The organism is Brevibacterium casei CIP 102111 (assembly GCF_900169275.1).
Classification (GTDB): Bacteria; Actinomycetota; Actinomycetes; order Actinomycetales; family Brevibacteriaceae; genus Brevibacterium; species Brevibacterium casei.
On record NZ_FXZC01000001.1, the window covers coordinates 430089 to 451639 of the forward strand.

18 protein-coding genes and 1 riboswitch are annotated in these 21551 nt (G+C 68.3%); of the genes, 10 read left to right on the plus strand and 8 right to left on the minus strand.

Annotated features, from left to right (window positions below; genetic code table 11):
- The first annotated feature begins 86 nt into the window (after positions 1-86).
- Positions 87-1478 carry an MFS transporter gene (locus BC102111_RS01895; RefSeq protein ID WP_040341892.1) on the plus strand — a complete coding sequence of 464 codons (1392 nt, stop codon included), beginning with the start codon at positions 87-89 and terminating at the stop codon, positions 1476-1478.
- A gap of 272 nt (positions 1479-1750) precedes the next feature.
- A complete protein-coding gene (poxB, locus tag BC102111_RS01900) occupies positions 1751-3466 on the plus strand; it encodes a ubiquinone-dependent pyruvate dehydrogenase (protein WP_095375461.1) in 1716 nt (571 codons plus the stop codon).
- Positions 3467-3801: 335 nt separating this feature from the next.
- Here the strand turns inward: poxB and ribH are convergent, their stop codons facing one another.
- The 4 genes from ribH to ribD form a co-directional block, all read right to left on the minus strand.
- Positions 3802-4272: a 6,7-dimethyl-8-ribityllumazine synthase gene (ribH, locus tag BC102111_RS01905; protein ID WP_095375462.1), complete on the minus strand. Its 471-nt coding sequence runs from the start codon at positions 4270-4272 to the stop codon at positions 3802-3804.
- Positions 4273-4410: 138 nt separating this feature from the next.
- Entirely contained in the window at positions 4411-5808 is a 1398-nt protein-coding gene (ribA, locus tag BC102111_RS01910; RefSeq protein WP_095375463.1) for a GTP cyclohydrolase II, read from the minus strand.
- The gene (locus BC102111_RS01915; RefSeq protein WP_164672054.1) at positions 5801-6523 is read right to left on the minus strand and encodes a riboflavin synthase; all 723 of its coding nucleotides are present in this window, start codon (positions 6521-6523) and stop codon (positions 5801-5803) included. The genes ribA and BC102111_RS01915 overlap by 8 nt, the downstream gene beginning before the upstream one ends.
- On the minus strand, positions 6520-7551 hold the full coding sequence (gene ribD, locus BC102111_RS01920; protein WP_227007139.1) for a bifunctional diaminohydroxyphosphoribosylaminopyrimidine deaminase/5-amino-6-(5-phosphoribosylamino)uracil reductase RibD: 1032 nt from the start codon (positions 7549-7551) through the stop codon (positions 6520-6522). Before ribD ends, BC102111_RS01915 begins: the two co-directional genes overlap by 4 nt.
- Positions 7552-7651: 100 nt before the next feature.
- A riboswitch (FMN riboswitch) is annotated at positions 7652-7780 on the minus strand.
- 186 nt (positions 7781-7966) lie between these two features.
- On the opposite strand from ribD, the gene BC102111_RS01925 reads away from it, so the two are divergent.
- The 5 genes from BC102111_RS01925 to BC102111_RS01945 all read left to right on the plus strand — a co-directional run bounded on the left by BC102111_RS01925 (position 7967) and on the right by BC102111_RS01945 (position 14630).
- Positions 7967-8560 (plus strand): MarR family winged helix-turn-helix transcriptional regulator, encoded by a 594-nt coding sequence (locus tag BC102111_RS01925; protein ID WP_009378895.1) that lies wholly within the window; start codon positions 7967-7969, stop codon positions 8558-8560.
- A gap of 95 nt (positions 8561-8655) precedes the next feature.
- Positions 8656-9954 carry an MFS transporter gene (locus BC102111_RS01930; protein ID WP_095375465.1) on the plus strand — a complete coding sequence of 433 codons (1299 nt, stop codon included), beginning with the start codon at positions 8656-8658 and terminating at the stop codon, positions 9952-9954.
- Between the two features lie 240 nt (positions 9955-10194).
- Positions 10195-10731 (plus strand): DUF805 domain-containing protein, encoded by a 537-nt coding sequence (locus BC102111_RS01935; RefSeq protein ID WP_081591021.1) that lies wholly within the window; start codon positions 10195-10197, stop codon positions 10729-10731.
- 818 nt (positions 10732-11549) lie between these two features.
- Positions 11550-12380 (plus strand): ATP-binding cassette domain-containing protein, encoded by an 831-nt coding sequence (locus tag BC102111_RS01940; RefSeq protein ID WP_095375466.1) that lies wholly within the window; start codon positions 11550-11552, stop codon positions 12378-12380.
- Positions 12381-12452: 72 nt separating this feature from the next.
- Entirely contained in the window at positions 12453-14630 is a 2178-nt protein-coding gene (locus BC102111_RS01945) for a YhgE/Pip domain-containing protein (RefSeq protein ID WP_095375467.1), read from the plus strand.
- A 56-nt stretch (positions 14631-14686) separates the two neighbouring features.
- On the opposite strand, the gene BC102111_RS01950 is transcribed toward BC102111_RS01945, so the two are convergent.
- A complete protein-coding gene (locus tag BC102111_RS01950) occupies positions 14687-15409 on the minus strand; it encodes an AAA family ATPase (protein WP_232252514.1) in 723 nt (240 codons plus the stop codon).
- A 181-nt stretch (positions 15410-15590) separates the two neighbouring features.
- Positions 15591-16190: a LysE/ArgO family amino acid transporter gene (locus BC102111_RS01955; RefSeq protein ID WP_063249677.1), complete on the minus strand. Its 600-nt coding sequence runs from the start codon at positions 16188-16190 to the stop codon at positions 15591-15593.
- A 69-nt stretch (positions 16191-16259) separates the two neighbouring features.
- Between BC102111_RS01955 and BC102111_RS01960 the strand changes: the two genes are divergently transcribed.
- The gene (locus tag BC102111_RS01960; protein ID WP_009378909.1) at positions 16260-17180 is read left to right on the plus strand and encodes an ArgP/LysG family DNA-binding transcriptional regulator; all 921 of its coding nucleotides are present in this window, start codon (positions 16260-16262) and stop codon (positions 17178-17180) included.
- A gap of 117 nt (positions 17181-17297) precedes the next feature.
- Here BC102111_RS01960 and BC102111_RS01965 read toward each other — a convergent pair whose 3' ends face one another.
- Positions 17298-17879, minus strand: a complete 582-nt coding sequence (locus BC102111_RS01965) for a TetR/AcrR family transcriptional regulator (protein ID WP_101623450.1) — start codon at positions 17877-17879, stop codon at positions 17298-17300.
- A gap of 129 nt (positions 17880-18008) precedes the next feature.
- Here BC102111_RS01965 and BC102111_RS01970 point away from each other — a divergent pair, with 129 nt between their 5' ends.
- Complete coding sequence (locus BC102111_RS01970) at positions 18009-18482, plus strand: hypothetical protein (protein WP_095375484.1); 474 nt, start codon at positions 18009-18011, stop codon at positions 18480-18482.
- Between the two features lie 88 nt (positions 18483-18570).
- Entirely contained in the window at positions 18571-20676 is a 2106-nt protein-coding gene (locus BC102111_RS01975) for a RecQ family ATP-dependent DNA helicase (RefSeq protein WP_009378915.1), read from the plus strand.
- A gap of 64 nt (positions 20677-20740) precedes the next feature.
- On the opposite strand, the gene BC102111_RS01980 is transcribed toward BC102111_RS01975, so the two are convergent.
- Positions 20741-21508, minus strand: coding sequence for a VOC family protein (locus BC102111_RS01980; RefSeq protein ID WP_009378918.1), 768 nt, complete (start codon positions 21506-21508; stop codon positions 20741-20743).
- Positions 21509-21551 lie beyond the last annotated feature (43 nt).

Here is a 21551-nt window from a genome sequence, read left to right on the forward strand (position 1 = left end):
CGGCGAGGGCCCGTCGAGCCGCGTTTGAATTCCTCTGAACTTCCTGTGAACATGAGGTGTCTTGTTCATGAATAGAAGGGGAATCCGTGGGCGCGCGACTGGGATCTGGTCTGGGGTGGCTGGCGGCGCCGAGCCCGGCACCGCGGCTTTCTGAGAACGAGGTCGCCCGCCGCTATCCTCGCCTCCGGGCGCAGGTGTTCATGGGGATCTTCGTCGGCTATGCGGGCTTCTACCTCATCCGCAACAACGTGCCGCTGGTGGGCAGCCTGCTCATCGACGAGGGCCGGATGAACTCCGTCGGGCTGGGGATCATCGCCAATGCCGCGCTCATCGCCTACGGGTTCTCGAAGTTCTTCTCCGCGATCGTCTCCGACCGCTCCAATGCCCGCCTCTTCCTCCCGATCGGCCTCGCTCTCTCGGCGGTGGCGAACCTCCTCATCGCCTGGGTGCCCTGGCTGTCGTCATCGATCGCGGTGTTCGCGATCGTCATGTTCGTCAACGGCTGGGTGCAGGGCATGGGGTGGCCTCCCAGCGGGCGCGTCCTCGTGCACTGGTTCTCCACGAGCGAGCGCGGCATCAAGACCTCGATCTGGAATGTCGCCCACAACGTCGGCGGATTCTTCGTCGGCGTCCTCGCCGCTCTCGGGCTCCAGCTCACCGGCGACGACTGGCGTTCTGTGTTCTGGCTGCCGGCGCTCGTCGCCCTCGTCGTCGCGCTCTTCGCCTTCCTCATGATCCGCGACACCCCGGAATCGCAGGGCCTGCCGCCGATCGAGGAGTACCGGGACGACCCGGCGAAGGTCGAGGCCGACGCCGAGGAGCGCGAATCCCTGAGCACGTGGCAGACGATCGAGAAGTACGTGCTGCGCAACCGGACGATGGTCCTCCTCGCCCTGGCCAACGTCTGTGTCTACGCGCTGCGCTACGGCATCCTCACCTGGACGCCGGTCTATCTCTCCGAAGTTCGCAATGCCAGCCTCACCGGAGGCATCGCCGGCTTCTCGCTGTTCGAACTCGCGGGCATCGTCGGCACGATCCTCTGCGGGTGGCTCTCCGACAGGGTCTTCCGCGGCAACCGCTCGATCACGGGCATCGTGTTCATGCTCGCAGTCGCCGCCGCGACCGCAGTGTACTGGCTGGCCCCTGCCGATGCACCCCTGTGGATCCCATTGGCGACGGTGACGGTCATCGGCGGCCTCATCTACGGCCCGGTCATGCTCATCGGACTCCAGGCCCTCGACCTCTCCCCGCGGCACGTCGCCGGAACGGCGGCCGGGTTCACCGGACTCTTCGGGTACGTCCTCGGGGCGACGATGGCCTCGAGCGGGGTGGGACTCGTCGTCCATCACTTCGGATGGAACCTCACCTTCGCGCTCCTCATCGCGCTCTGCCTCATCGCGGTCGTGTTCCTCGCGATCATCAACCGGGACGAGAAGCAGTCGATCGCCGAGCGCGAGGCGCACACGATGAGCGCCTGACAGCCTCGGCGGGATAACGCCCCTGACGGCCTCGGCGGAACGGGGGAGTCAGCCCCACCTCGGCGGGCACGCATTCCCACCTCGCCGCGGCGGCCCCTCTCTCACACCTCGAACCCAGCACAGCGGTGGCAATAAACCTTGCCGCTGGCGCGGTGTGACCGACGGAACTCTCCCTGCCGCAGAGCGAGGTCTAGACTGGCACCAGCAGTCCATGCCTCACACCGGGGCGCAGACCAGGGCTCCGGTGGCCGTGTCCCAACCGAAGGAGCACCATGCCCACCGTCGCCAGGAACATCGTCGACACGCTCGTCGCGAGCGGGGTCAAGCGAGTCTATGGGATCCCCGGGGACTCGCTCAACGGATTCACCGACGCCCTGCGGGTCAACCCCGAACTCGAATGGGTCCACGTCCGCCACGAAGAGGGCGCGGCATTCGCTGCCAGCGGTGAAGCGGCGCTGACCGGCGAGCTCGCCGTGTGCGCCGGCAGCTGCGGACCCGGCAACCTCCACCTCATCAACGGCCTCTACGACGCCCAGCGCTCCCGGGTGCCAGTGCTCGCGATCGCCGCGCACATCCCCAGCGAGGAGATCGGGTCGAACTACTTCCAGGAGACCCACCCGACGGAGATCTTCCGGGAGTGCAGCGTCTACGCCGAGCACGTCGCCCACCCCTCGCAGATGCCCCGCCTCCTGCGCATCGCGATGCGCGAGGCGATCGAGAAGCGCGGCGTGGCCGTGCTCGTCATCCCCGGCGACGTCGGTCTCGCCGACATCGACGCCGAGGCGGAGGAGATCTCCTTCTATCCCTCCCGCGTCATCCCGGCTGAGACCCTCATCGAGGACGCCGCGGCAGCGCTGAACAGCAGCAGGAAGGTGACGATCCTCGCCGGTGCCGGCACCGAGGGCGCCCATCCCGAACTCATCGCTATCGCCGACGCCCTTCAGGCTCCGATCGTCCATTCGATGCGGGGCAAGGAGTTCGTCGAGTACGACAACCCCTTCGACGTCGGCATGACCGGCCTGCTCGGGTTCTCCTCGGGCTACCATGCGCTGAAATCGTGCGACACCCTCCTCATGCTCGGCACCGACCTGCCCTATCAGCAGTTCTATCCCGACGAGGCGACCGTCATCCAGGTCGATGTGCGCGGATCCCAGATCGGCAAGCGGACGAAGGTCGACATCGCGCTGACCGGCACCGTCGCCGATACGGTCAACGCCCTGCTCCCGCTCATCCGGACCGGACGCAGCAGCTCGTTCCTCAAGACCGCGACGAAGCACTACGCGAAGACCCGCAAGGAGCTCGATGAGCTCGCGACCCCGTCGAAGCGGACCATCCACCCGCAGTACCTGACGAAGCTCATCGATGAGGCGGCCACCGACGACGCGGTCTTCATCCCCGATGTCGGCTCACCAGTCGTATGGGCGGCGCGGTACCTGACGATGAACGGCAGGCGCCGCCTCATCGGCTCCTTCAGCCACGGGTCGATGGCCAACGCCCTGTCCCAGAGCGTCGGAGCGCAGGCCGCCTATCCGGGCCGTCAGGTCATCGCGCTCGCCGGCGACGGTGGGCTCGCGATGCTGCTCGGCGAACTCATCACACTCACCCAGAACGACCTGCCCGTCAAGGTCGTCGTCTACAACAACTCCTCGCTCAACTTCGTCGAACTCGAGATGAAGGCCGCCGGGTTCGTCACCTTCGGCACCGACCTCGAGAACCCGAACTTCGCGACGATCGCCGAGGCGGTCGGCATCAAGGGCTACCGCGTCGAGAAGTCGAAGGACCTGCCAGCGGTCGTCACCGAGTTCCTCAACCACGACGGGCCCGCGGTCCTCGACGTCACCACCGAGCGCCAGGAGCTCTCGATGCCGCCGTCGATCACCGTCGAGCAGGCCAAGGGCTTCGCGCTCTACGCGATCCGCACCGTGCTCTCGGGCAAGGGCGACGAGCTCATCGACCTCGCGAGGACCAACGTCCGCCAGCTGTTCTGAGCAGGGGCGAGCGTGGCCTGGGTGCGGAGCGCCCGCGAGCCCGCGAGTCGAGGACGCTGAGTGTCGATTTCTGCGGCACAAATCGACACCGGGCGTCCATAACTCGGTCGGGCAGCACGTTCGTGGGGGCGTTGCCGTCGCGGAGGAGAGTCACCTGTGTGCGGGTGGCGCTCCAGGTGCGGAGCGCCCGCGAGCCCGCGAGTCGAGGACGCTGAGTGTCGATTTCTGCGGCACGAATCGACACTGAGCGTCCTCGACTCTGTCTGTTCCCCTCGCCGCCTCGCCGCCCCTCGCCGCCTCGCCGCGGCGCGGACGGCCCCTCGCCGCGCGGGCCCTCAGCTCACCGGATAGTCCTTCAGCGCCGAGGCGGTCGCCAGGGCCGCGGTCATCGCCTCGTGGCCCTTGTCTTCGCGTGAGCCCGGGAGTCCTGCGCGGTCGCGGGCCTGCTCATCGTTGTCGCAGGTGAGCACGCCGAACCCGACAGGCTTGCCGGAGTCGAGGGCGACGCGGTTGAGGCCGTCGGTGGCGGCCGAGCACACATAGTCGAAGTGGGGTGTGCCCCCGCGGATGACGACGCCGAGCGCGACGACGGCATCGAAGTGCTTCGCGACCCGGGCCGCGGCGACCGCGAGTTCGAAGCTGCCGGGCACGCGGATGAGCGTCGTCTGCGCGCCGGCGTCGGCAGCAGCGCGCTCGGCACCTGCGATGAGGCCGTCCATGACCTCGGTGTGCCAGGAGGCGGCGATGATCGCGACGGTGAAGTCACCTGCGGTCACGGTGATGTCGGGTGCGCCGGAGTGCGCCATGGGTGAGTCTCCTCTGTGAGTGTGAGTGTGAGTGTGGGTGTGCGTGTGATGGTCGGGAGGTTCAGCCGGAAGCGTCCGCCTGCCGGTCGCGTCCGCCCGCCTGCCCCGCGCGGTGCGGGGCAGCCCGGGCGGTCGCGTTCAGCCGGCCAGATGCAGGGTGTGGTGCATCCGCGTCTGCTTCGTCGCGAGGTACTTCGCGTTCTCTGGCCGTGCTGGGATCTCGAGCGGCACAACCTCCTCGACGGTGATCCCGAGCGCCTCGAGCGCCTGGGTCTTCGTCGGATTGTTCGTGAGCAGGCGGATCCGTGTCAGGCCCATCGCGGTGAGGATCGCTGCCGCCGCCCGGTAGTCGCGGGCGTCGTCGCTGAGGCCCAGGCGCAGGTTCGCATCGACGGTGTCGAGGCCGGAGTCCTGGAGCGCGTACGCGCGGATCTTGTTGCTCAGCCCGATCCCGCGCCCCTCGTGTCCGGTGAGATAGACGACGGCGCCGCCCTCTTCAGCGATCGTGCGCATCGCCAGATCGAGCTGCTCCCCGCAGTCGCAGCGGTGCGAACCGAAGACGTCCCCGGTCATGCACTCCGAATGGACCCGCACAAGGGGAGCCTGATCGTCGCCCAGCTCCGTGTACACGCCGAGGTGGTCCTGACCGTCGACGGTGAACGCGCGGGCCGTGAAGCTGCCGTACCTCGTCGGCAGCGGCACCTCGTCGGACGCGTCTGCGGCGAGCATCTCCGCGGGCCGCAGCATGGCCGGGGCCCCGGTGAGGGCGGCGTCCGCGAGCGGAAGATCGTCCGCCGCGCCATCGCTCTCCTTCGCCTCGACCTCGCCGAGGTGGTCGATGAGCTGTTCGATCGAGACCATGACGAGCCCGTTCTCGGTCGCGAACTTCCGCAGGGCGTCGAAGCGCATCATCGCCCCGTCGTCGTGGACGACCTCGGCGATCATCGACACCGGGCGGGCGCCGGCGAGACGCGCGAACTCGACTCCGGCCTCGGTGTGGCCGGGACGTTCGCGCACACCGCCGTCCTTCGCGATGAGAGGGAACACGTGACCGGGGCGGGAGATCGTCTCCGGGTCCGGGTCGGCGGCGGCGAGCACTCGCCCGGTGAGCGCCCGCTCCTCGGCGCTGATGCCGGTGGTCACGCCGACGGCGTCGCAGCTGATCGTGTAGGCCGTGCCCTTGGGATCCTCGTTGTCGGTGACCATGGGCGGCAGGCGCAGCGCCTCGGCGCGGGCAGCGGTCATCGGTGCGCAGACGACGCCCGAGCTGTGGCGGACGATGAAGCCCATCGTCGCTGAGTCGGCGAACTCGGCGGCGATGATGAGGTCGCCTTCGTTCTCCCTGTCCTCATCGTCGACGACGACGATCGGACGGCCCGCTGCGATCGCGGCGACCGCCTCGGGGATCGTGTCGAGGAGTCCGGCGCCCGGAGCGCCGCCTGCGCCCGGAGCGCCCCCGGTGTTTCGCACGCTCCCGGTGCGCGGCGATGGCCCTGCGGCCTGAGCCGCAGCGGTGGTCGGTGAGGTCTCAGTCATGATCGACTCCTCGGTCGGTGGTGGGTGCTGTCGCCGGGGCGAACGAAAGCAGCCGGGCGGTGTACTTGGCGATGACGTCGACCTCGACGTTGACGGGGTCGCCAGTGCGGATGCCGCCGAAGGTCGTGTGTGTGAGCGTCGCGGGGATGAGGCCGACCTCGACCCACGCCTCGGCGAGGCTGGGCTCCGAGACGGCGGTGAGGGTGAGGGAGACGCCGTTGAGGGCGATCGAGCCCTTGACCGCGGTGAACGGGGCGAGCCGGGCGGGGATCCCGATCCGCAGGGTCGTCCACTCCGCGTGGTCGGTGCGCGCGATGACCTCACCGAGGCCGTCGACGTGGCCTTGGACGACATGGCCGTCGAGGCGACCGCCGGCGACGGTGCACCGTTCGAGGTTGACGGGGTCACCGGGGGTCAGGGCGCCGAGGCCGGTCAGCCGCAGGGTCTCACCCATGACCTCGGCGACGAAGCGGCCGGTCTCGGCGGCCGTGCCGTTCTCGTCCTCGACGATCGAGGTGAGGCAGACGCCGTCGACGGCGAGCGATCCGCCGGGGCCGAGGTCGGCGACGACGTCGCCGGCGTCGATCGTGAGGACGGCCGAGTCCTCGTGGCGCGCCACGTCAACGACGGTGCCGAGTCCTTCGATGATTCCGGTGAACACTGATGCCTCCTGTGCGTGAGGTGGGTCGATGGTGATGGGGGCGAGGAGGCTCATCGGCCTCCCGTCGTGAAGTGGAGGAGGACGTCGGGGCCGAGCCGGGCGACCGCGGGGATGTCGGTGTCGTCGGGGACGAGGCCGACCGCCTCGGCGAGGGTCGCGATGTCGAGGCCGGCGATGCTCGGCAGGCCGGGACCGAGGAGGACGGGAGCCTGATAGCAGAGCACCTCGTCGACGGCGTCGGCGGCGAAGAAGGCTCCGAGCACACGCGGCCCGCCCTCGACGAGGAGGTGGCGGACACCGCGGTCGTGGAGCTCGCGCAGGGCAGCGGCGACGTCGTGGGTGCGCAGGTGCACGGTCGCGGGATTGGCTGCCAGCGTCGAGCCTGCGGGCAGGTCGCTGAAGCCGAGGACGACGGGCACGGGTTGGGAGTCGAGGAGCTCCCCGTCCTCACCGCGCGCGCTCAGGCGCGGATCGTCATCGCTGACCGTGCCGGTGCCAATGAGGATCGCGTCGACCTCGCCGCGCAGACTGTGGGCATGGATGCGCGAGGCCGCCGAGGTGATCCACTGACTCGTCCGGTCCGCGGCCGCGACCTTCCCGTCGAGGCTCTGCGCGATCTTCGCCGTGACGAAGGGACGGCGCTCGGCGGTGGCGCGGTGCCAGCGGGCGTTGAGCTCAGCCGATTCCTCGGCTCGCAGTCCCGAGCGGACCCGGACCCCCGCCTCGGCGAGGATCTGCCCGCCGCCACCGACCTCCGTCGTGTCGGGGAGGGCGAAGACGACCTCGGGGATCCCGGCGTCGCGGATCGCCTCCGTGCACGGTCCGGTCCGGCCCGTGTGCGAGCAGGGTTCGAGGGTGACGAAGAGCGTCGACGTCGTGAGATCGAGGCCCGCGCCCCGGGCGGCGGCGATCGCGTCGACCTCGGCGTGAGCGGTCCCCGCGCCGAGGTGGCGACCGGTCACCGTTCGTCCGTCGGCTGCGCGGATGGTCGCTCCCACGAGGGGATTGGCTCCACGGCGGCCGTCGCGTGCGGCCGTGAGCGCAGCGGCCATCGCCGCGTCATCGGTGGGCGGTGCGCCCATAAGAAAACCTCCCGAGCCTTGGCCGGGAGGGAGGAGCGTGGTCGCCGATCACGGGTGTCGGTCTCGAGCGCTCTCACGCACGGACACGACGACCGCGGTCGTCCTGTTCCTCCCATCCAGACTTTTACTGTCGGTCTCGGAATTCCACCGAGTCGGCCGATCGCACTGCTGCGCTCGGGTCGCGGACTGTCACCGCCGGCACGGAATTTCACCGTCCCCGGAACATGTTGCGATCAGGCTAGCACGCCGGGGCTCGCGACGTCTGTGATGTCCGTCATGTGGCCGACGCCCCCGCCGAGGTGGGTGCGGGGTGAGGTGGCAGGCGCGGTGAGGTGGGTGCGGGGAGAGGGGGCGAGCCGGGACCGTGCGTGGTACGCGGTTGCATAGTTACATAACCAAGGTATATAAACGAGTTATGGAAGATGTGGATCCGGAGAAGATCGTCCGCGGACTGGTCGTCGTCTCCTCGCGGCTGACCAGGGCGTTCCGACGGCTCATCGGCAACGAGAGCGAGCTCGTCACCCTGCGAGCCCTCGCCGTCGTCGAGCAGTATCAGCCCGTGCGGGTCGGTCACTTCGCGCAGGGCTACCTGTCCTCGCAGCCGGCCGCGACGAAGCTCCTCGGACGGTTGGAGAGCGAAGGGCTCGTCGTGCGTGAGGCGAGTGACACGGACAGGCGGGCGTCTCAGTTCTCGCTCACCGAGGCGGGACGGACACGCCTGGCGACGAACCGTCAGATCATGACCGATCAGATGGTCCCCTACTTCGAGTCGCTCACCGCCGAGGAGCGCATGAGCGTCTATCGGGCCCTCGAACTCGTCGGCGACTACCTCCGCAACGAGCACCCCGTGGGCACCGACGACTCCGCCGAGGCCGACGGCGGGGGTGAGGCCGACGACCCTGTCGGACCGGACCCGGGTAGCGCCTCGGCGGGGAATCCGGACCCGGGAACCGCCTCGGCGGGGGACCCGGACTCCAGAGCCGCCTCGGCGGGGGAGTCCCACGAATGACGCCGCACGCACGTGCAGGCGGACGGGCGGACGGCTCCCCGATCCTCCATCGACCAGACAGCGAACACCGAACGAAAGGACGAACGGGCGAAACGATGAGCGCGACGAACGAAACCAAGCAGGACAGCGAGACGGCGTCGATACTGCGGCAGCCGAAGGCGGTGTGGGCGGTGATCTTCGCCTGCGTCATCGCCTTCATGGGCATCGGGCTCGTCGACCCGATCCTCCCCGCGATCTCCCGTGAGCTCAACGCGACGCCGGCGCAGTCGATGCTGCTGTTCACGAGCTACCTGCTCATCACCGGCGGGGTCATGTTCTTCACGAGCTTCGCCTCCTCCCGCATCGGGACGAAGACCACTCTCATCATCGGGCTCGTGCTCATCATCGCGTTCTCGGCACTCGCCGGCCTCTCCGGCAGCGTCGACCAGATCATCGGCTTCCGGGCCGGATGGGGACTCGGCAACGCCCTGTTCCTGTCGACGGCTCTGGCGGCTGTCGTCGGCGCAGCCGCCGGCGGCGCGGACAAGGCGATCATCCTCTACGAGGCGGCTCTCGGACTGGGGATCGCGACCGGTCCGCTCATCGGCGGCCTGCTCGGCGGCATCTCATGGCGCGGCCCGTTCTTCGGCACCACGGCGCTCATGGCCATCGGACTCATCGCGATCATCGTGCTCCTGCCGAACCCGAAGTCGGAGGGGTCGGCGATCAAGGACGATGCGGCACCGGTTCATCTCAGCGCCACGTTCCGCGCCCTTGCCCATCCCGGGATCCTCGTCATCGCGATCTCGTCTCTGCTCTACAACTTCGCGTTCTTCATCCTCCTCGCCTACAGCCCCTTCCCGGTCGAGGCGGCGGCTGAGCGGATGGGCGTCGAGAACTTCGGAGCGATGGGACTCGGCTACGTCTTCTTCGGCTGGGGAATCTGCCTCGCGATCACCTCGGTGTTCGGCGCACCGGTGCTCACCCGGCACTTCAAGCGGCGCGCGACTCTCATCATGGTGCTCGTCGTCATGGCGGCGCTACTGGTCGCCATGTGCTTCCTCGTGACCTCGTTCGTCGGGCTCATCATCTGCGTCGTCGCCGCCGGCCTCGTGCTCGGCCTCCTCAACACCGTGTTCACGGAATCGGCGATGGAGGTCAGCGAGCTGCCGCGACCGGTCGCATCAGGTGCGTATTCGGGCGTGCGATTCATCGGCGGAGCGATGGCGCCGATCGTGGCAGGCACGGTCTCGGAGAGCATCGGGGCCGGAGCGCCTTACCTCTTCGGTGCCGCCTCCGTGGTGCTGGCGATCCTCGTCATCGCCTTCGGATGGAAGGCGCTGAGGCGCATCGACGGACACCTCGAGGAATCACCGGTCGACGAGGCTTACGCTCTCACCGGAGGCGATGCCTGAACCTGCGTCGGCGGACGGGGCGCGCTCCCGCGTTCACGGTCTGACCTGGGACTTCGGCTCTCGAGAGGAGACTCTCGGGGGCCGAATCCGTCTGCGGCCGACGACGGCGGTGGTCTGCTGTGGCAGATTCGGAACACTTCCTTGTGCTCATCCTGAGTGTCAGGTGCAAGAATGGTGTTCGCAGAGACCGCGCGGATCGATCCCGAACCGTGCGGCCCACCCCTCAACCAGGAAGCCATCATGACTTACGACGCGAACAGCGCATACGGTTCCGGAAGCCCTCTGAGCTCGGACCTCGACGGCGCCAAGAGCCCCGATGACCTCTCCCGTCCCCTCTACGGTGCGACCTTCGGCCAGGCCGTGCGCCGCTTCTTCAAGAAGTTCTCCGTCTTCTCCGGACGCGCGTCCCGCAGCGAGTACTGGTTCGCCTACCTCTTCACGGCGCTCCTCATGCTCGTGCCGACCGTCCTCTACGTCATCGGCATCTCGATGGTGACGGCCACGGCGGCATCGTCGTCGTACTCGCCCTACGGCACGCCGACCGCGGAGCCCTCGGCCGGTGGCGCGACGCTCGCACTCATCGGCGGCATCCTCATGATCATCGTCATGCTCGCCCTCATCGTGCCGACGCTGGCCATCAGCTGGCGCCGACTCCACGATGCGAACCTCGCCGGACCGTTCTGGTTCCTCAGCTTCATCCCCGGCGTCGGCGGCCTCATCGTGCTCGCCCTCATGCTTATGCCCTCGAAGCCGGAGGGTCGTCGCTTCGACGTCTGAGCCACCGGCTGACGCAGTCGCGATCCGTCGCTGACTGCGCGGCGACGACCGGCCTCCGCGGAGACTTCCGCGGAGGCCGGTCGTCTGTCGTCTGCCCCGGGTGCGGTGGCGGCTCGTCTCACGAAGCACCGGCGGCCTGCCATCGGACCCCTCGCGTCACGACCTTTGGACCACGGCAAGCCGTTCGAGCCGCGCCACGCCCCTCGCGTCATCGTGCGCCGTTCGCGGCACGCCGCACCCTTCGCGTCACGACGCACCGGTAGCGCCGAATCATCCTTGCCGCTTCGCACGCCACCCCCGCAGCGTCACGTCCTCCGCTGGCACCGGTGCGACGAAGCGCTGCGGGTGTGGGATGCGTTTCCGCGCCGACGGAGAGGCCGCCTCACTGGCTGCGTGCGGCGTCTGTGCGGAGGCGGCGGTGCGAGTGTCGAGGCGGCAATGTGGGATTGGAGACATCTGCGTCGATTCCGGGTCGATTCTCAGACTCGCGTCGTATAGTTACCTATGAGTAACTTGACGATTTCGAGCCGCAGCCGCGTCAAGGCCCCATGTTTGCCGTAATGTGCAGATGACCGGAACGGCATCCGCGGAGCACTGGGGGCGGAGGCCGGAACGGCGGGACGCGGATCCGAGCGTTCGCGACAGTCGGCCGCCCGTCCGGGTGGCCGCGAGCAAGTGACCAGCCACAACGGAGCCAGGCCGCAACAGCAGCGGCCGACCGCAGAAGAGACCGACCACGACGGCAGAGCCGCACCATGGACCGGCGGTGCGGCAGGGGAGTCGGACCAGCGCCCGCGGAGAGGTGAGGGAGCACAGACATGCAGAGCGATTCGCACACGCTCGCCGAGGAGACGGACACCGGCACTGCGGCCGTGCGCCTGCACGACTGGGGGATGTCGGGCAAGCGCGGACCCGTCTTCTCCGACATCGACCTCGTCGTCCCACCCGGGTCGCTCGCGATCATCCGCGGTGCGGCCGGCTCGGGCAAGACCTCGCTGCTCCTTTCGATCGCCGGACGGATGCGCGTCGACGAGGGCGAGGGCTTCGTCTTCGACCTCGACATCCGCAAGCAGGCGAGAGCCGTGCGCGGGAAGGTCTCGATCGGCCACGTCGCCGGCCTGACCGATCTCGAGAACGACTTCACCGTCGCCCAGCACATCGCCGAGCGCCTCATCATGCTCCAGCCCTGGTACAAGCCGTGGGTGTCGAAGAAGTCCCTGCGAGAGGTCATCGACCTCATCAAGGAGACCTTCGACTCCGCCACCGAGGTGATCGGCCGCCTCCCCGCCGACACGTTCACCTCCAGCGACGCCAAGAGCGCGGACTTCCTCGTCGACGACGACGGCGACACGTTCGTCTCCGAGCTCAGCGAGCTCCAGAAGTTCCTCCTCGAGTTCGGACTCGCCTCCCTGGCGCAGGCCCCGGTGATCGTCGTTGACAACATCGACTTCCTGCGCGAGCGCGAGGATCGTGCCCGGGCGTGGGCGGCTCTCCTCATCTACCAGGAGCTGCGCCGCAAACGCGACCCCGAGAAGCCGCTCACGCTCATCGTCACCTGCGAGGACTCCGCGGAGATCGACCTCGCCTTCGACCAGCTCTCGACCGAGGTGCACCCCACCTCGGTGACCGAACTCAACCTGACCCCTTAGCACCTCCGCCGTCGCGGACTCGGATCCGCGAAGCACCGACGGCACACGGATTCTCTTGAAGGTGATTCTTCGATGTTCTCTCTTCCATGGCTCGAGCTCACACGGTTCAAACGACACACGATCACGCGCCTGGCGATGATCGTCGTCGCCGTCATCCCCGCGATCTACGGCGGCCTCTACCTCGCCTCGAACTGGGACCCCACCAACCACCTCGACCGCCTGCAGGCGGCCGTGGTCAACGAGGACACCGGCGCCGAGAAGCCGAACTCCGATGGCGAGCGGCTCAATGCCGGCGACGAACTCGTCGACAAGATCACCCCGAAAGGCGAGGGCGGCTTCGACTGGCAGGAGACGTCCGCGCAGGAGGCCAAGGACGGCCTCGCCGAGGGCAAGTACTTCGCGATCCTCGAGATCCCCTCGAACTTCTCCAAGCGCCTCGTCTCCACCGGCGGCGACGATCCGGAGCAGGCGGGGCTCGAGCTGCGCACCGACGATGCGCACAGCTTCATCGTCGGTCAGCTCTCCGGCACCGTGCTCGCCGAGATCAAGGCGGGTCTCAACGAGACGACGACCTCGGAGTACGTCTCCCAGGTCTACGTCGGCTTCAATGACATCCACTCGTCGATTCAGAAGGCAGCCGACGGCGCCTCCGACCTCCACGACGGTGCCGTCGAACTCCATGACGGATCGGGCAAGCTCGCAAAGGGCGCCCACGACCTCGACAAGGGCGTCGGGGATCTGCAGAAGGGCATCGGCGACCTCGACGACGGGGCAGGGAAGCTCGCCAAGGGCAGCGGTGACCTCGCGACCGGCGCGGACACGCTCGCGAAGGGCACCGGCGATGCCGAATCCGGTGCGAAGAAGCTCGCGAAGGGAGCCGGTCAGGTCGCCGAGGGCACCGGGCAGCTGCGCGACGTCGCCGATGGCGCGACCGACAAGGCCGAGAGCCTGAAGAAGAAGGCCGATGACCTCACCGAGAGCGCACGGCCGAAGCTCGACCAGGCCGAAGAGGACCTCGACTCCGCGCACTCGAAGGTCAGCGGCAGCGTCGACGATCGGATCGAACAGCTGCAGAGGGACTACCCGGACGACCCGAACGTCGAGAAGCTCGCCGAGGAGGTCGGTGCCCTCGGTGACGACCTCGACTCGGCGCATGAGCGGGCCTCGAAGGCCGCCGACGAAGCGCGGGGACTCGAGAAGCCGGTCAAGAACGCCGTCGACGATGTCATGGACAAGATCCGCGAGGCCGACAAGAAGATCGGTCAGCTCGACGACGGCGCCCAGCAGGTCGCCGACGGGGCGAACGACCTCCACTCAGGACTGGTCAAGCTCGACAAGGGCGCGAACGACCTCGCGAAGGGCGCAGGCGACCTCCATGACGGTGCCGTCGCCCTCAAGGACGGCACGGCGAAGGCGAAGGACGGCGTCGGCCAGCTCAAGGACGGCTCATCGCAGCTGGCCAAGGGGGCCACTGACCTCGATGAGGGCGCGGGCAAGCTCGACGAGGGCTCGGGTGAGCTCTCCGACAAACTCGCCGAGGGCGTCAAGCAGATCCCGACGTATGACAAGGACGATCGGGAGAAGCGCTCCGACGTCGTCGCCGTCCCCGTCGACGCGGAGAAGGTGAAGAACAACGCCGTGAGCACCTACGGGGAAGGACTTGCCGCCTTCTTCATCTCGCTGGCACTGTGGATCGGCGGCATGATCACCTATATGGTGCTCAACGCCATCCCTTACCGTGCGCTCGCCTCGACGGCGAAGTCGAACCGGATCGCGTGGGCGGGATACGTGCCGGGACTGCTCTTCGGCATCGCCCAGGTCGCGGTGCTCTACGGTGTGCTCTGGTTCGCCCTCGACTTCTCCGCCGGCGCGTGGCTGGGGACCCTGGTCTTCTCCATCCTCGTCGCCGCATGCTTCCACTCGGTCCATCAGCTGTGCGTGGCCGCACTCGGAGGCGTCGGCAGGCTCATCGCGCTTGTCCTGCTGATGATCCAGATCGCCTCGGCAGGAGGCACCTATCCGGTGCAGACCGCGCCGGAGATCTTCCAGATCATCTCGCCGTTCCTGCCGATGACGTACGCGGTGACCGGTCTGCGCACGCTCATCGCCGGCGGCGACCTGTTCATCGCCGTGCAGGCGGCTGGAGTGCTGCTGCTCATGACGGTGATCTGTCTGCTCGCGACCGTGCTCGTGTGCAGCCGCAAGCGCATGGTGACGCTCACGCAGCTCCACCCGAGCCTCTCGCTCTAGGCGCATGGCGGCGCGGAACCGTCGCCAGGCTCAGCCTCACCCGGTTCCGTGACACCTCACTCCTCGTCGAAGTATCGGGTGTAGCGCCGCGGGTCGTCGAGGAATCGCCGCCAATGGTCGACCACGTCGAGGTCGTCCCACGTCGAGTCCCGGATTCCCCACTCGCCGAGCTCGACGACGCGGGCCCCCTCGGCGCTCGCGAGCACGGGGGAGTGCGTCGCCATGACCGTTTGCAACCCGGCGCGTTCGCGCTCGCGGATGAGCTGCAGGAGGGTGAGCGACGCTGTGAAGGAGAGTGCGCTCTCGGGCTCGTCGAGGATCCACAGGCCGAATTCAGTGAATCTGCCTGTGAGCAGGTCGACGAACATCTCTCCGTGAGACCGACGCGCCATCGCGTATCCGCGCGTCGCGCCGATTTCCATGAGGTGGGCCATGCTCTCGTGCATCGTCTCAGCCCGGAGGAAGAACCCGGTGCGATTGGTCGTCGCGCCCTTGACGATCTGCAGGTGCTCGGTGAGCTCTGGAGCCTCTTCGGCGTGCTCCCGCACCTCCCATGCGGTGCCGCCGCCGTGCGGGAGGTCGAGTGCCGTCGCGATCGCCTCGATGATCGTCGACTTCCCCGAACCGTTCTCGCCGACGAGGATCGTCGTCGCCTCGAACTCGAAGCCGCCAAGCAGATCGCGCACCGCGGGAATGGCTGACAACCAGGCCGGCAGATCCGGCGGGGAGTGGGCATGGGCGGCGACCGACCGCAGGGGGAGACCGACTCGGGGATCCATGACACCGAGGTTAGCGTCGAGGACTGACACGGCCCCCGCCTCGGCGCCTCGGCACCCGGCTGGCAAAGCGGCAGGTGTCTTCCGGAGGCGGATCCGGTTCGAAAAGCGACGCCGATTCGCACCGGATCCACCTCGGGAGCGACCCCGCGCCGCCCATCCCACCTCGGCGGGGGTCCCGCCCCTACCCGAGTGCGAGCCGCACGGCGAGGATGACGAGGACGACGGCGATGACGACGTCGAGGACCTGCCACACCCGGGGACGGGCGAGGTGGGTCGAGGCCGACCGAGCGCCGAGCCCGATGCCGAGGAACCACGTCACCGACCCGAGCATCGCGCCCAGAGTGAACGGCAGCACCCCGCCGGGACCCTGCTGGTTGGCGAGATTGCCGAGCATGACGACGGTGTCGAGGTAGACGCCGGGGTTGAGGAACGTCAGCGCGAGCGTCGTGGCGATGACTCCGCGCAGACTCCGCGCCTCGGCATCGGCCTTGAGCCCACCGGCCTTCCGCGCCGAGCGCAGGCTCGTGAACGCGAACCACAGCAGGTACGCGACCCCGAGCCACCGGAGGACCTCGAGCGCCCAGGGGGCGAGGAGGACGATCGCCCCGATCCCCACCGCGCCGGCGCCGATGAGGAGGATGTCGGCGACGATGCAGATCGTGAGCACGGCGCCGAGGTGCTCGCGCCGGATCCCCTGTCGGAGCACGAGCGCATTCTGCGGCCCGACTGCGATGATGAGCGACCAGCCCGCGAGGAGACCGGTGAGGAGATGGGTGAGCATGATGCCAGACTAGGACGCTCTCCATGTGAAGAAAAGCAAGTTTATCTGCACTTGATGCAGAATAGCTTCATGAACATCGAGCATGTCCGCGCCCTCGCCGCCGCCGTCGACGAAGGCACCGTCGAAGGGGCCGCATTCGTCCTTCGGATCACTCCCTCGGCGGCGAGTCAGCGCATCCGGGCCCTCGAGTCCCGCCTCGGCCAGGTCCTCATCCGGCGGACGAATCCCATCACCGTCACCGAGGCGGGCACCGCGGTCCTCCGGTACGCCCGCCAGGTCGAGCTCCTCGAATCCGAGGCCATGGACCGCCTCCACGGGATCGCCGCCGACGCCGACCCGCGGGCGCCCGGCGTCCTGCGCGAGCCGACAGTGCTGCGGATCGGGCTCAACGCCGATTCCCTGGCGACGTGGTTCCGTCCTGTCTTCGCCGAGGTGGCCGCCTGGGACGATGTCGTCATCCGCCTCGATGTCGCCGACCAGGACAAGGTCATGCCGCTGCTCACCTCCGGTGAGGTGCTCGGCGCGATCGCCTCGACCGGGGCGCGCACGTACGGCACGCGCGTCCAGCGACTCGGCGCGATGCGCTACGTCGCCGTCGCCGCTCCCGCACTCCTCGACAGGCACGGCTGGACGCAGCGCGAGGGGTCGTCAGGTCCCTTCGCCGAGGTGGACCTCGCGTCCCTGCCCATGGTCAACTTCGGCAGGGACGACGACCTCCAGCTCGCCTTCCTCAAACGCAACGGCATCAGGCAGGTGCCGCCGATGTCGGTCGTGCCGAGCTCGACCGAATTCGCGACCGCCGTCGTCGCCGGCGTCGGCTGGGGGATGATCCCCGTCCTCCAGCTTGCCGACATCGACGCCGAACTCGTCCCGATCACTGCGGATCCGAGCGTCGACGTCCCCCTCTACTGGCACCACTGGAAGCTCGCCTCGGACAAGCTCTCCCGCCTCACCGAGGCGCTCACGAGGGCCGCCGCGCACATGCGGTGAGGGAGGGCCGCCCCACATGTGTTGCGGGGTCGGTCGCCTCGGCGGGGAACCGCATCCGACCAATCGTGGACCACGCATGACCGGCCGACGGCCGCCCCGCCTCGGCGGGGGACAGCGTCAGTCGAGGATCTTGGCGATCGTCCACCTGACGGTGTCATGGACGGTCTCGACGGTCATGCGTTCGGGCGTGATGATCGAGTGCAGGGCCATGCCGTCGATGGCGGTGAAGAGTAGCGTCGCACTCGGGGCCACCTCGGCGGGGTCGATGTGCCCTTCGTCGGCGAGGATGCCCAGCCAGCGGTGAAGGCTGTCGTAGGTGATCTCGTGGGCATGCTCGAGCAGGCCGTGCGACCCCTCGCGGGGATCGGGCCCGAGCGCGTTGAGGTGCATCTTGAACCACGTCTCGAGCTGGATGTCCCTGAGTTCGTCGTTGATGAGGAACTGCGCGCAGACCTCGTAGAGGCGCTCGGCGGGATCGATGCTCGAGTCGGCGATCGCGAAGTCCTGGACGACCGTCTGCATCGAGCGCCGTGCGACCTCCTGGTAGAGGGCGTTCTGGGTGGGGAAGTAGTGCCGCAGGGTCGAGGCTCCGATGCCCGCCTCCTTGGCGATCGCGCGCACGCTCAGTTTCGCCTCGCCGGGCGGAGCGGACTCCGCGAGGCGGATCGCCGCCTCGATGATCTCATCGCGTCGGGACATCGGCTCTCCTCTCCACGGCGTCGTCGCTCCGCTCATCCTATGTATAGTACAGTGTACTAGTACAGCGTACTACGGACGATTCGACCGACCGCGCCGCAGATGCGGAACCGCACAGATGGGAGCTTCACCATGATCGAGAACATCCAGAGCTTCGCCGACTCGTTCCCCGACTGGCTGCAGTGGCTGGGGGTGATGATCGTCTCGGCGATCCCGTTCGTCGAGTCGTACTTCGGTTCCGTCATCGGGGTCGCGATCGGACTGGGTCCGGTCGTCGCGATCCTCGTCGCCGTCATCGGCAACGTCATCTCGATGCTCGCGTTCGTCTACGGTGCCGGAGCCCTTCGCGACAAGGCGACGAAGAACAGGGAGAAGGAGACCTCGCCGAGGCGACAGCGCCTCAAGCGGATGTTCGACAGGTTCGGCGTCCCCGGGGTCTCCCTCCTCGGACAGACGGTCCTGCCCTCGCAGATCACGTCGATGGCGATGGTGAGCTTCGGAGCGAATCGCAACACCGTCGCCGTCTGGCAGATCATCTCGATCATCCTCTGGGGCGTGCTCTTCGGAGTCCTCGCCACCCTCGGAGTCAACGTCGCCCTCCGGTGAGAGTCCCCCCGTCGCCCGAAGTCCGGCGTTCCCGGCCCGGAAGCGCCGAGGCGGGGGCCGTGTCAGTGCCCCCGCCTAGACTGGGCGCATGACGGAGAACAGCCTGCTCACCGACTTCGACGCCGACGCACGGACCGTGCTCGCCGAACTCACGGGCAACCCGAACGCCGAGTTCCGCGACGGTCAGCTCGAGGCGATCCGCGACCTCGTCGTCGGCCGCAGGCGCGTCCTCGTCGTCCAACGCACCGGCTGGGGCAAGTCCGCCGTCTACTTCGTCGCCACCCGCCTCCTCCGTGCCGCCGGCGGGGGTCCGAGTCTCATCATCTCCCCGCTGCTCGCCCTCATGCGCGACCAGATCGCCGCCGCCGAGCGGGCCGGGGTCCGGGCGGCGACGCTGAATTCCTCGAACGTCACCGAATGGGACGACGTCCTCGACGAACTGCGCGCCGGCAGCCTCGACGTCCTCCTCATCTCCCCGGAACGGCTGAACAACCCGCAGTTCCGCGACGAGGTGCTGCCCCAGCTCATGCGCTTCCTCGGCCTCATCGTCGTCGACGAAGCCCACTGCATCTCCGACTGGGGGCACGACTTCCGCCCCGACTATCGACGGATCGGCCACATCCTCTCAGAGCTCCCCGGGGACACCCCTGTGCTCGCGACGACGGCGACGGCGAACTCCCGCGTCGTCACCGACGTCGCCGAACAGCTCGGTGACGACACGACCGTCGTCCGCGGGGAGCTCGCCCGCGACTCCCTGCGCCTCGGCGTCCAACCCGGCCTCGACCCCAGCGCGCGGATCGCGTGGCTGGCCTCCCACCTCGGCGACTTCACCGGATCGGGCATCGTCTACACGCTCACGGTCTCCGCGGCCGAGGACATCACCCGGATCCTGCGCGACCAAGGCCACGAAGTGCGCGCCTACACGGGGCGGACGGACGCAGAGGAGCGGGCCGAACTCGAGCAGATGCTCAAGGACAACCGGCTCAAGGCGCTCATCGCCACCTCGGCGCTGGGGATGGGATTCGACAAACCCGACCTCGGATTCGTCGTCCATGTCGGCGCGCCCTCCTCGGCCGTCGCCTACTACCAGCAGGTCGGTCGCGCCGGTCGCGCCACCGAATCCGCCGACGTCCTCCTCCTGCCCGGGGCCGAGGACACGGAGATCTGGGAGTACTTCGCGACCGCGTCGATGCCGAGCCAGTCCGATGCGAACGCCGTCCTCACCGCCCTCGCCGAGGCGGACGGCCCCCTGTCCGTCGCCCGCTTGGAGACGCTCGTGGGGACGAAGCGGACCCGACTGCAGCTGCTGCTCAAGACCCTCGAGGTCGAGGACGCCGTCGAGAAGGTCCGCGGCGGGTACGTCTCCACCGGCCGAGGCTGGACCTATGACCAGGAGCGCTACGAGAAGGTCGCCGAGGTGCGCGGCGCCGAGGCGCAGGCGATGCTCGACTACGAGTCGACCGGTGCCTGTCGGATGGAGTTCCTCATCCGCCAGCTCGACGACCCGGATCCGCGCCCGTGCGGACGCTGCGACAACTGCGCCGGGGTGTGGTGGTCGACGGAGATCACGGAAGCCAGCCGCCAGGACGCGGCCGGGACGCTCCACCGGATCGGGCTGCCGATCGAAGCGCGGAGCACGTGGCCGTCGGGGATGGCGAACATCGGGGTCTCCCTCAAGGGCCGGATTCCCGCCGACGAGCTCGCCGAGGAGGGACGCGTCATCGCGCGCCTGAGCGATCTCGGCCAGGGGCAGGTGCTGCGGGAGTTCCTCGCCCCCGATGCTCCCGATGCCGAGGTTCCGTCGCAGATCGGGAAGTGGTGCCTGCAGGTGCTCGGCGAATGGGACTGGGCGGTCCGCCCCGAGGTCGTCGTGTCGATCCCGAGCGCGCGGCGCCCGGTCACGGTGCGCTCACTCGCGGCGAACCTCGCCTCGGCGGGACGGCTGATCGACGGCGGTGAGCTGCTCCAGGTCCACGACCACGGCACTCCCGACGTCAACAGTGCCTTCCGCGTCAAAGACCTCCATGACGCGTTCGTCGTTCCCCCTGAGGTCGCCGAGGCGGTCGCCGGCAAGGCGGTCCTCCTCGTCGACGACGAGATCGTCTCCCGGTGGACGATGGCGATCGCCGCCCGTCAGCTGCGACTGGCCGGTGCTGCCGCGGTGCTCCCGTTCGCCCTGGCGATGCGAGGGTGAACGGGAGCACCGCGCACTGAGCCCTCTGTGGCGTGCGCTGAGCCCAGTGCTGTGGGCTTCTCGCTCAGAGGTCCTGGTGCAGCTGGAACGTCGCGCCCTCGGGATCGGCGACGGTCGCGATGCGGCCGAACTCCGAATCCTCGGGCCCGTCGAGCACCTTGCCGCCGAGTTCGACGATCTTCGCCGTCGCGGCATCGACGTCGGCGACGTTGAAGTACGTGCGCCAGTACGAGTTCGAGACCCACTGGCTGGCGTCGCAGATGCCGGCGACTGCCTTCTCGTTGCCGCCGTTCGTCGCGTACTTGATGTCCTGGCCCTCCATCTCGATGAGTTCGAAGTCGAAGGCGTCGACGTAGAACTCGCAGGCGGCGTCGTAGTTCGTCGTCATGAGTTCGAACCACACGGGCGTACCAGGAACGAGCGGAGTCTCGAAGCCGGTGAACTCATCCGCCTGCCACATGCCGATCGGTGCCCCCGTGGGGTCGACGACGACGGCCATCTGCCCGAGCGGTCCGACCGCCATCGGCCCGACGACCTCGTGTGCGCCGTCGTTGACGGCCTTCTTGAAGGTGTGGTCAATGTTCTTCGTGTTGAGATACGTCGACCATGCGGTCGGCATCGACGGCTCCGGGGTGCCGTCCATGTTCATCGCGCGCATGAACCCGGCGACGTCGACTCCGTCCTTGCGGGCAATATGGTAGTGACCGAAGTCAGGACCCTGGTCGACGATCTCCCAGCCGAAGAGCTCCTCATAGAAGCGCTTCATCCCGTCGAAGTCCTGACAGACGTAGTCGATCCAACAGGGCTGACCTTCGCGTGCATTCTCAGGCATAGCATCTCCTCGTTGTGGTGCTGCGGGTGGTTGAAGGGGCGGT

What these genes read in the sequence shown, in the direction of transcription:
- poxB (WP_095375461.1), top strand. Translation starts at nt 1,751, where the DNA reads ATGCCCACCGTCGCCAGGAACATCGTCGACACGCTCGTCGCGAGCGGG.
- ribH (WP_095375462.1), bottom strand. Translation starts at nt 4,272, where the DNA reads ATGGCGCACTCCGGCGCACCCGACATCACCGTGACCGCAGGTGACTTC.
- ribA (WP_095375463.1), bottom strand. Translation starts at nt 5,808, where the DNA reads ATGACTGAGACCTCACCGACCACCGCTGCGGCTCAGGCCGCAGGGCCA.
- BC102111_RS01915 (WP_164672054.1), bottom strand. Translation starts at nt 6,523, where the DNA reads ATGAGCCTCCTCGCCCCCATCACCATCGACCCACCTCACGCACAGGAG.
- ribD (WP_227007139.1), bottom strand. Translation starts at nt 7,551, where the DNA reads ATGGGCGCACCGCCCACCGATGACGCGGCGATGGCCGCTGCGCTCACG.
- BC102111_RS01925 (WP_009378895.1), top strand. Translation starts at nt 7,967, where the DNA reads ATGGAAGATGTGGATCCGGAGAAGATCGTCCGCGGACTGGTCGTCGTC.
- BC102111_RS01930 (WP_095375465.1), top strand. Translation starts at nt 8,656, where the DNA reads ATGAGCGCGACGAACGAAACCAAGCAGGACAGCGAGACGGCGTCGATA.
- BC102111_RS01935 (WP_081591021.1), top strand. Translation starts at nt 10,195, where the DNA reads ATGACTTACGACGCGAACAGCGCATACGGTTCCGGAAGCCCTCTGAGC.
- BC102111_RS01940 (WP_095375466.1), top strand. Translation starts at nt 11,550, where the DNA reads ATGCAGAGCGATTCGCACACGCTCGCCGAGGAGACGGACACCGGCACT.
- BC102111_RS01945 (WP_095375467.1), top strand. Translation starts at nt 12,453, where the DNA reads ATGTTCTCTCTTCCATGGCTCGAGCTCACACGGTTCAAACGACACACG.
- BC102111_RS01950 (WP_232252514.1), bottom strand. Translation starts at nt 15,409, where the DNA reads ATGGATCCCCGAGTCGGTCTCCCCCTGCGGTCGGTCGCCGCCCATGCC.
- BC102111_RS01955 (WP_063249677.1), bottom strand. Translation starts at nt 16,190, where the DNA reads ATGCTCACCCATCTCCTCACCGGTCTCCTCGCGGGCTGGTCGCTCATC.
- BC102111_RS01960 (WP_009378909.1), top strand. Translation starts at nt 16,260, where the DNA reads ATGAACATCGAGCATGTCCGCGCCCTCGCCGCCGCCGTCGACGAAGGC.
- BC102111_RS01965 (WP_101623450.1), bottom strand. Translation starts at nt 17,879, where the DNA reads ATGTCCCGACGCGATGAGATCATCGAGGCGGCGATCCGCCTCGCGGAG.
- BC102111_RS01970 (WP_095375484.1), top strand. Translation starts at nt 18,009, where the DNA reads ATGATCGAGAACATCCAGAGCTTCGCCGACTCGTTCCCCGACTGGCTG.
- BC102111_RS01975 (WP_009378915.1), top strand. Translation starts at nt 18,571, where the DNA reads ATGACGGAGAACAGCCTGCTCACCGACTTCGACGCCGACGCACGGACC.
- BC102111_RS01980 (WP_009378918.1), bottom strand. Translation starts at nt 21,508, where the DNA reads ATGCCTGAGAATGCACGCGAAGGTCAGCCCTGTTGGATCGACTACGTC.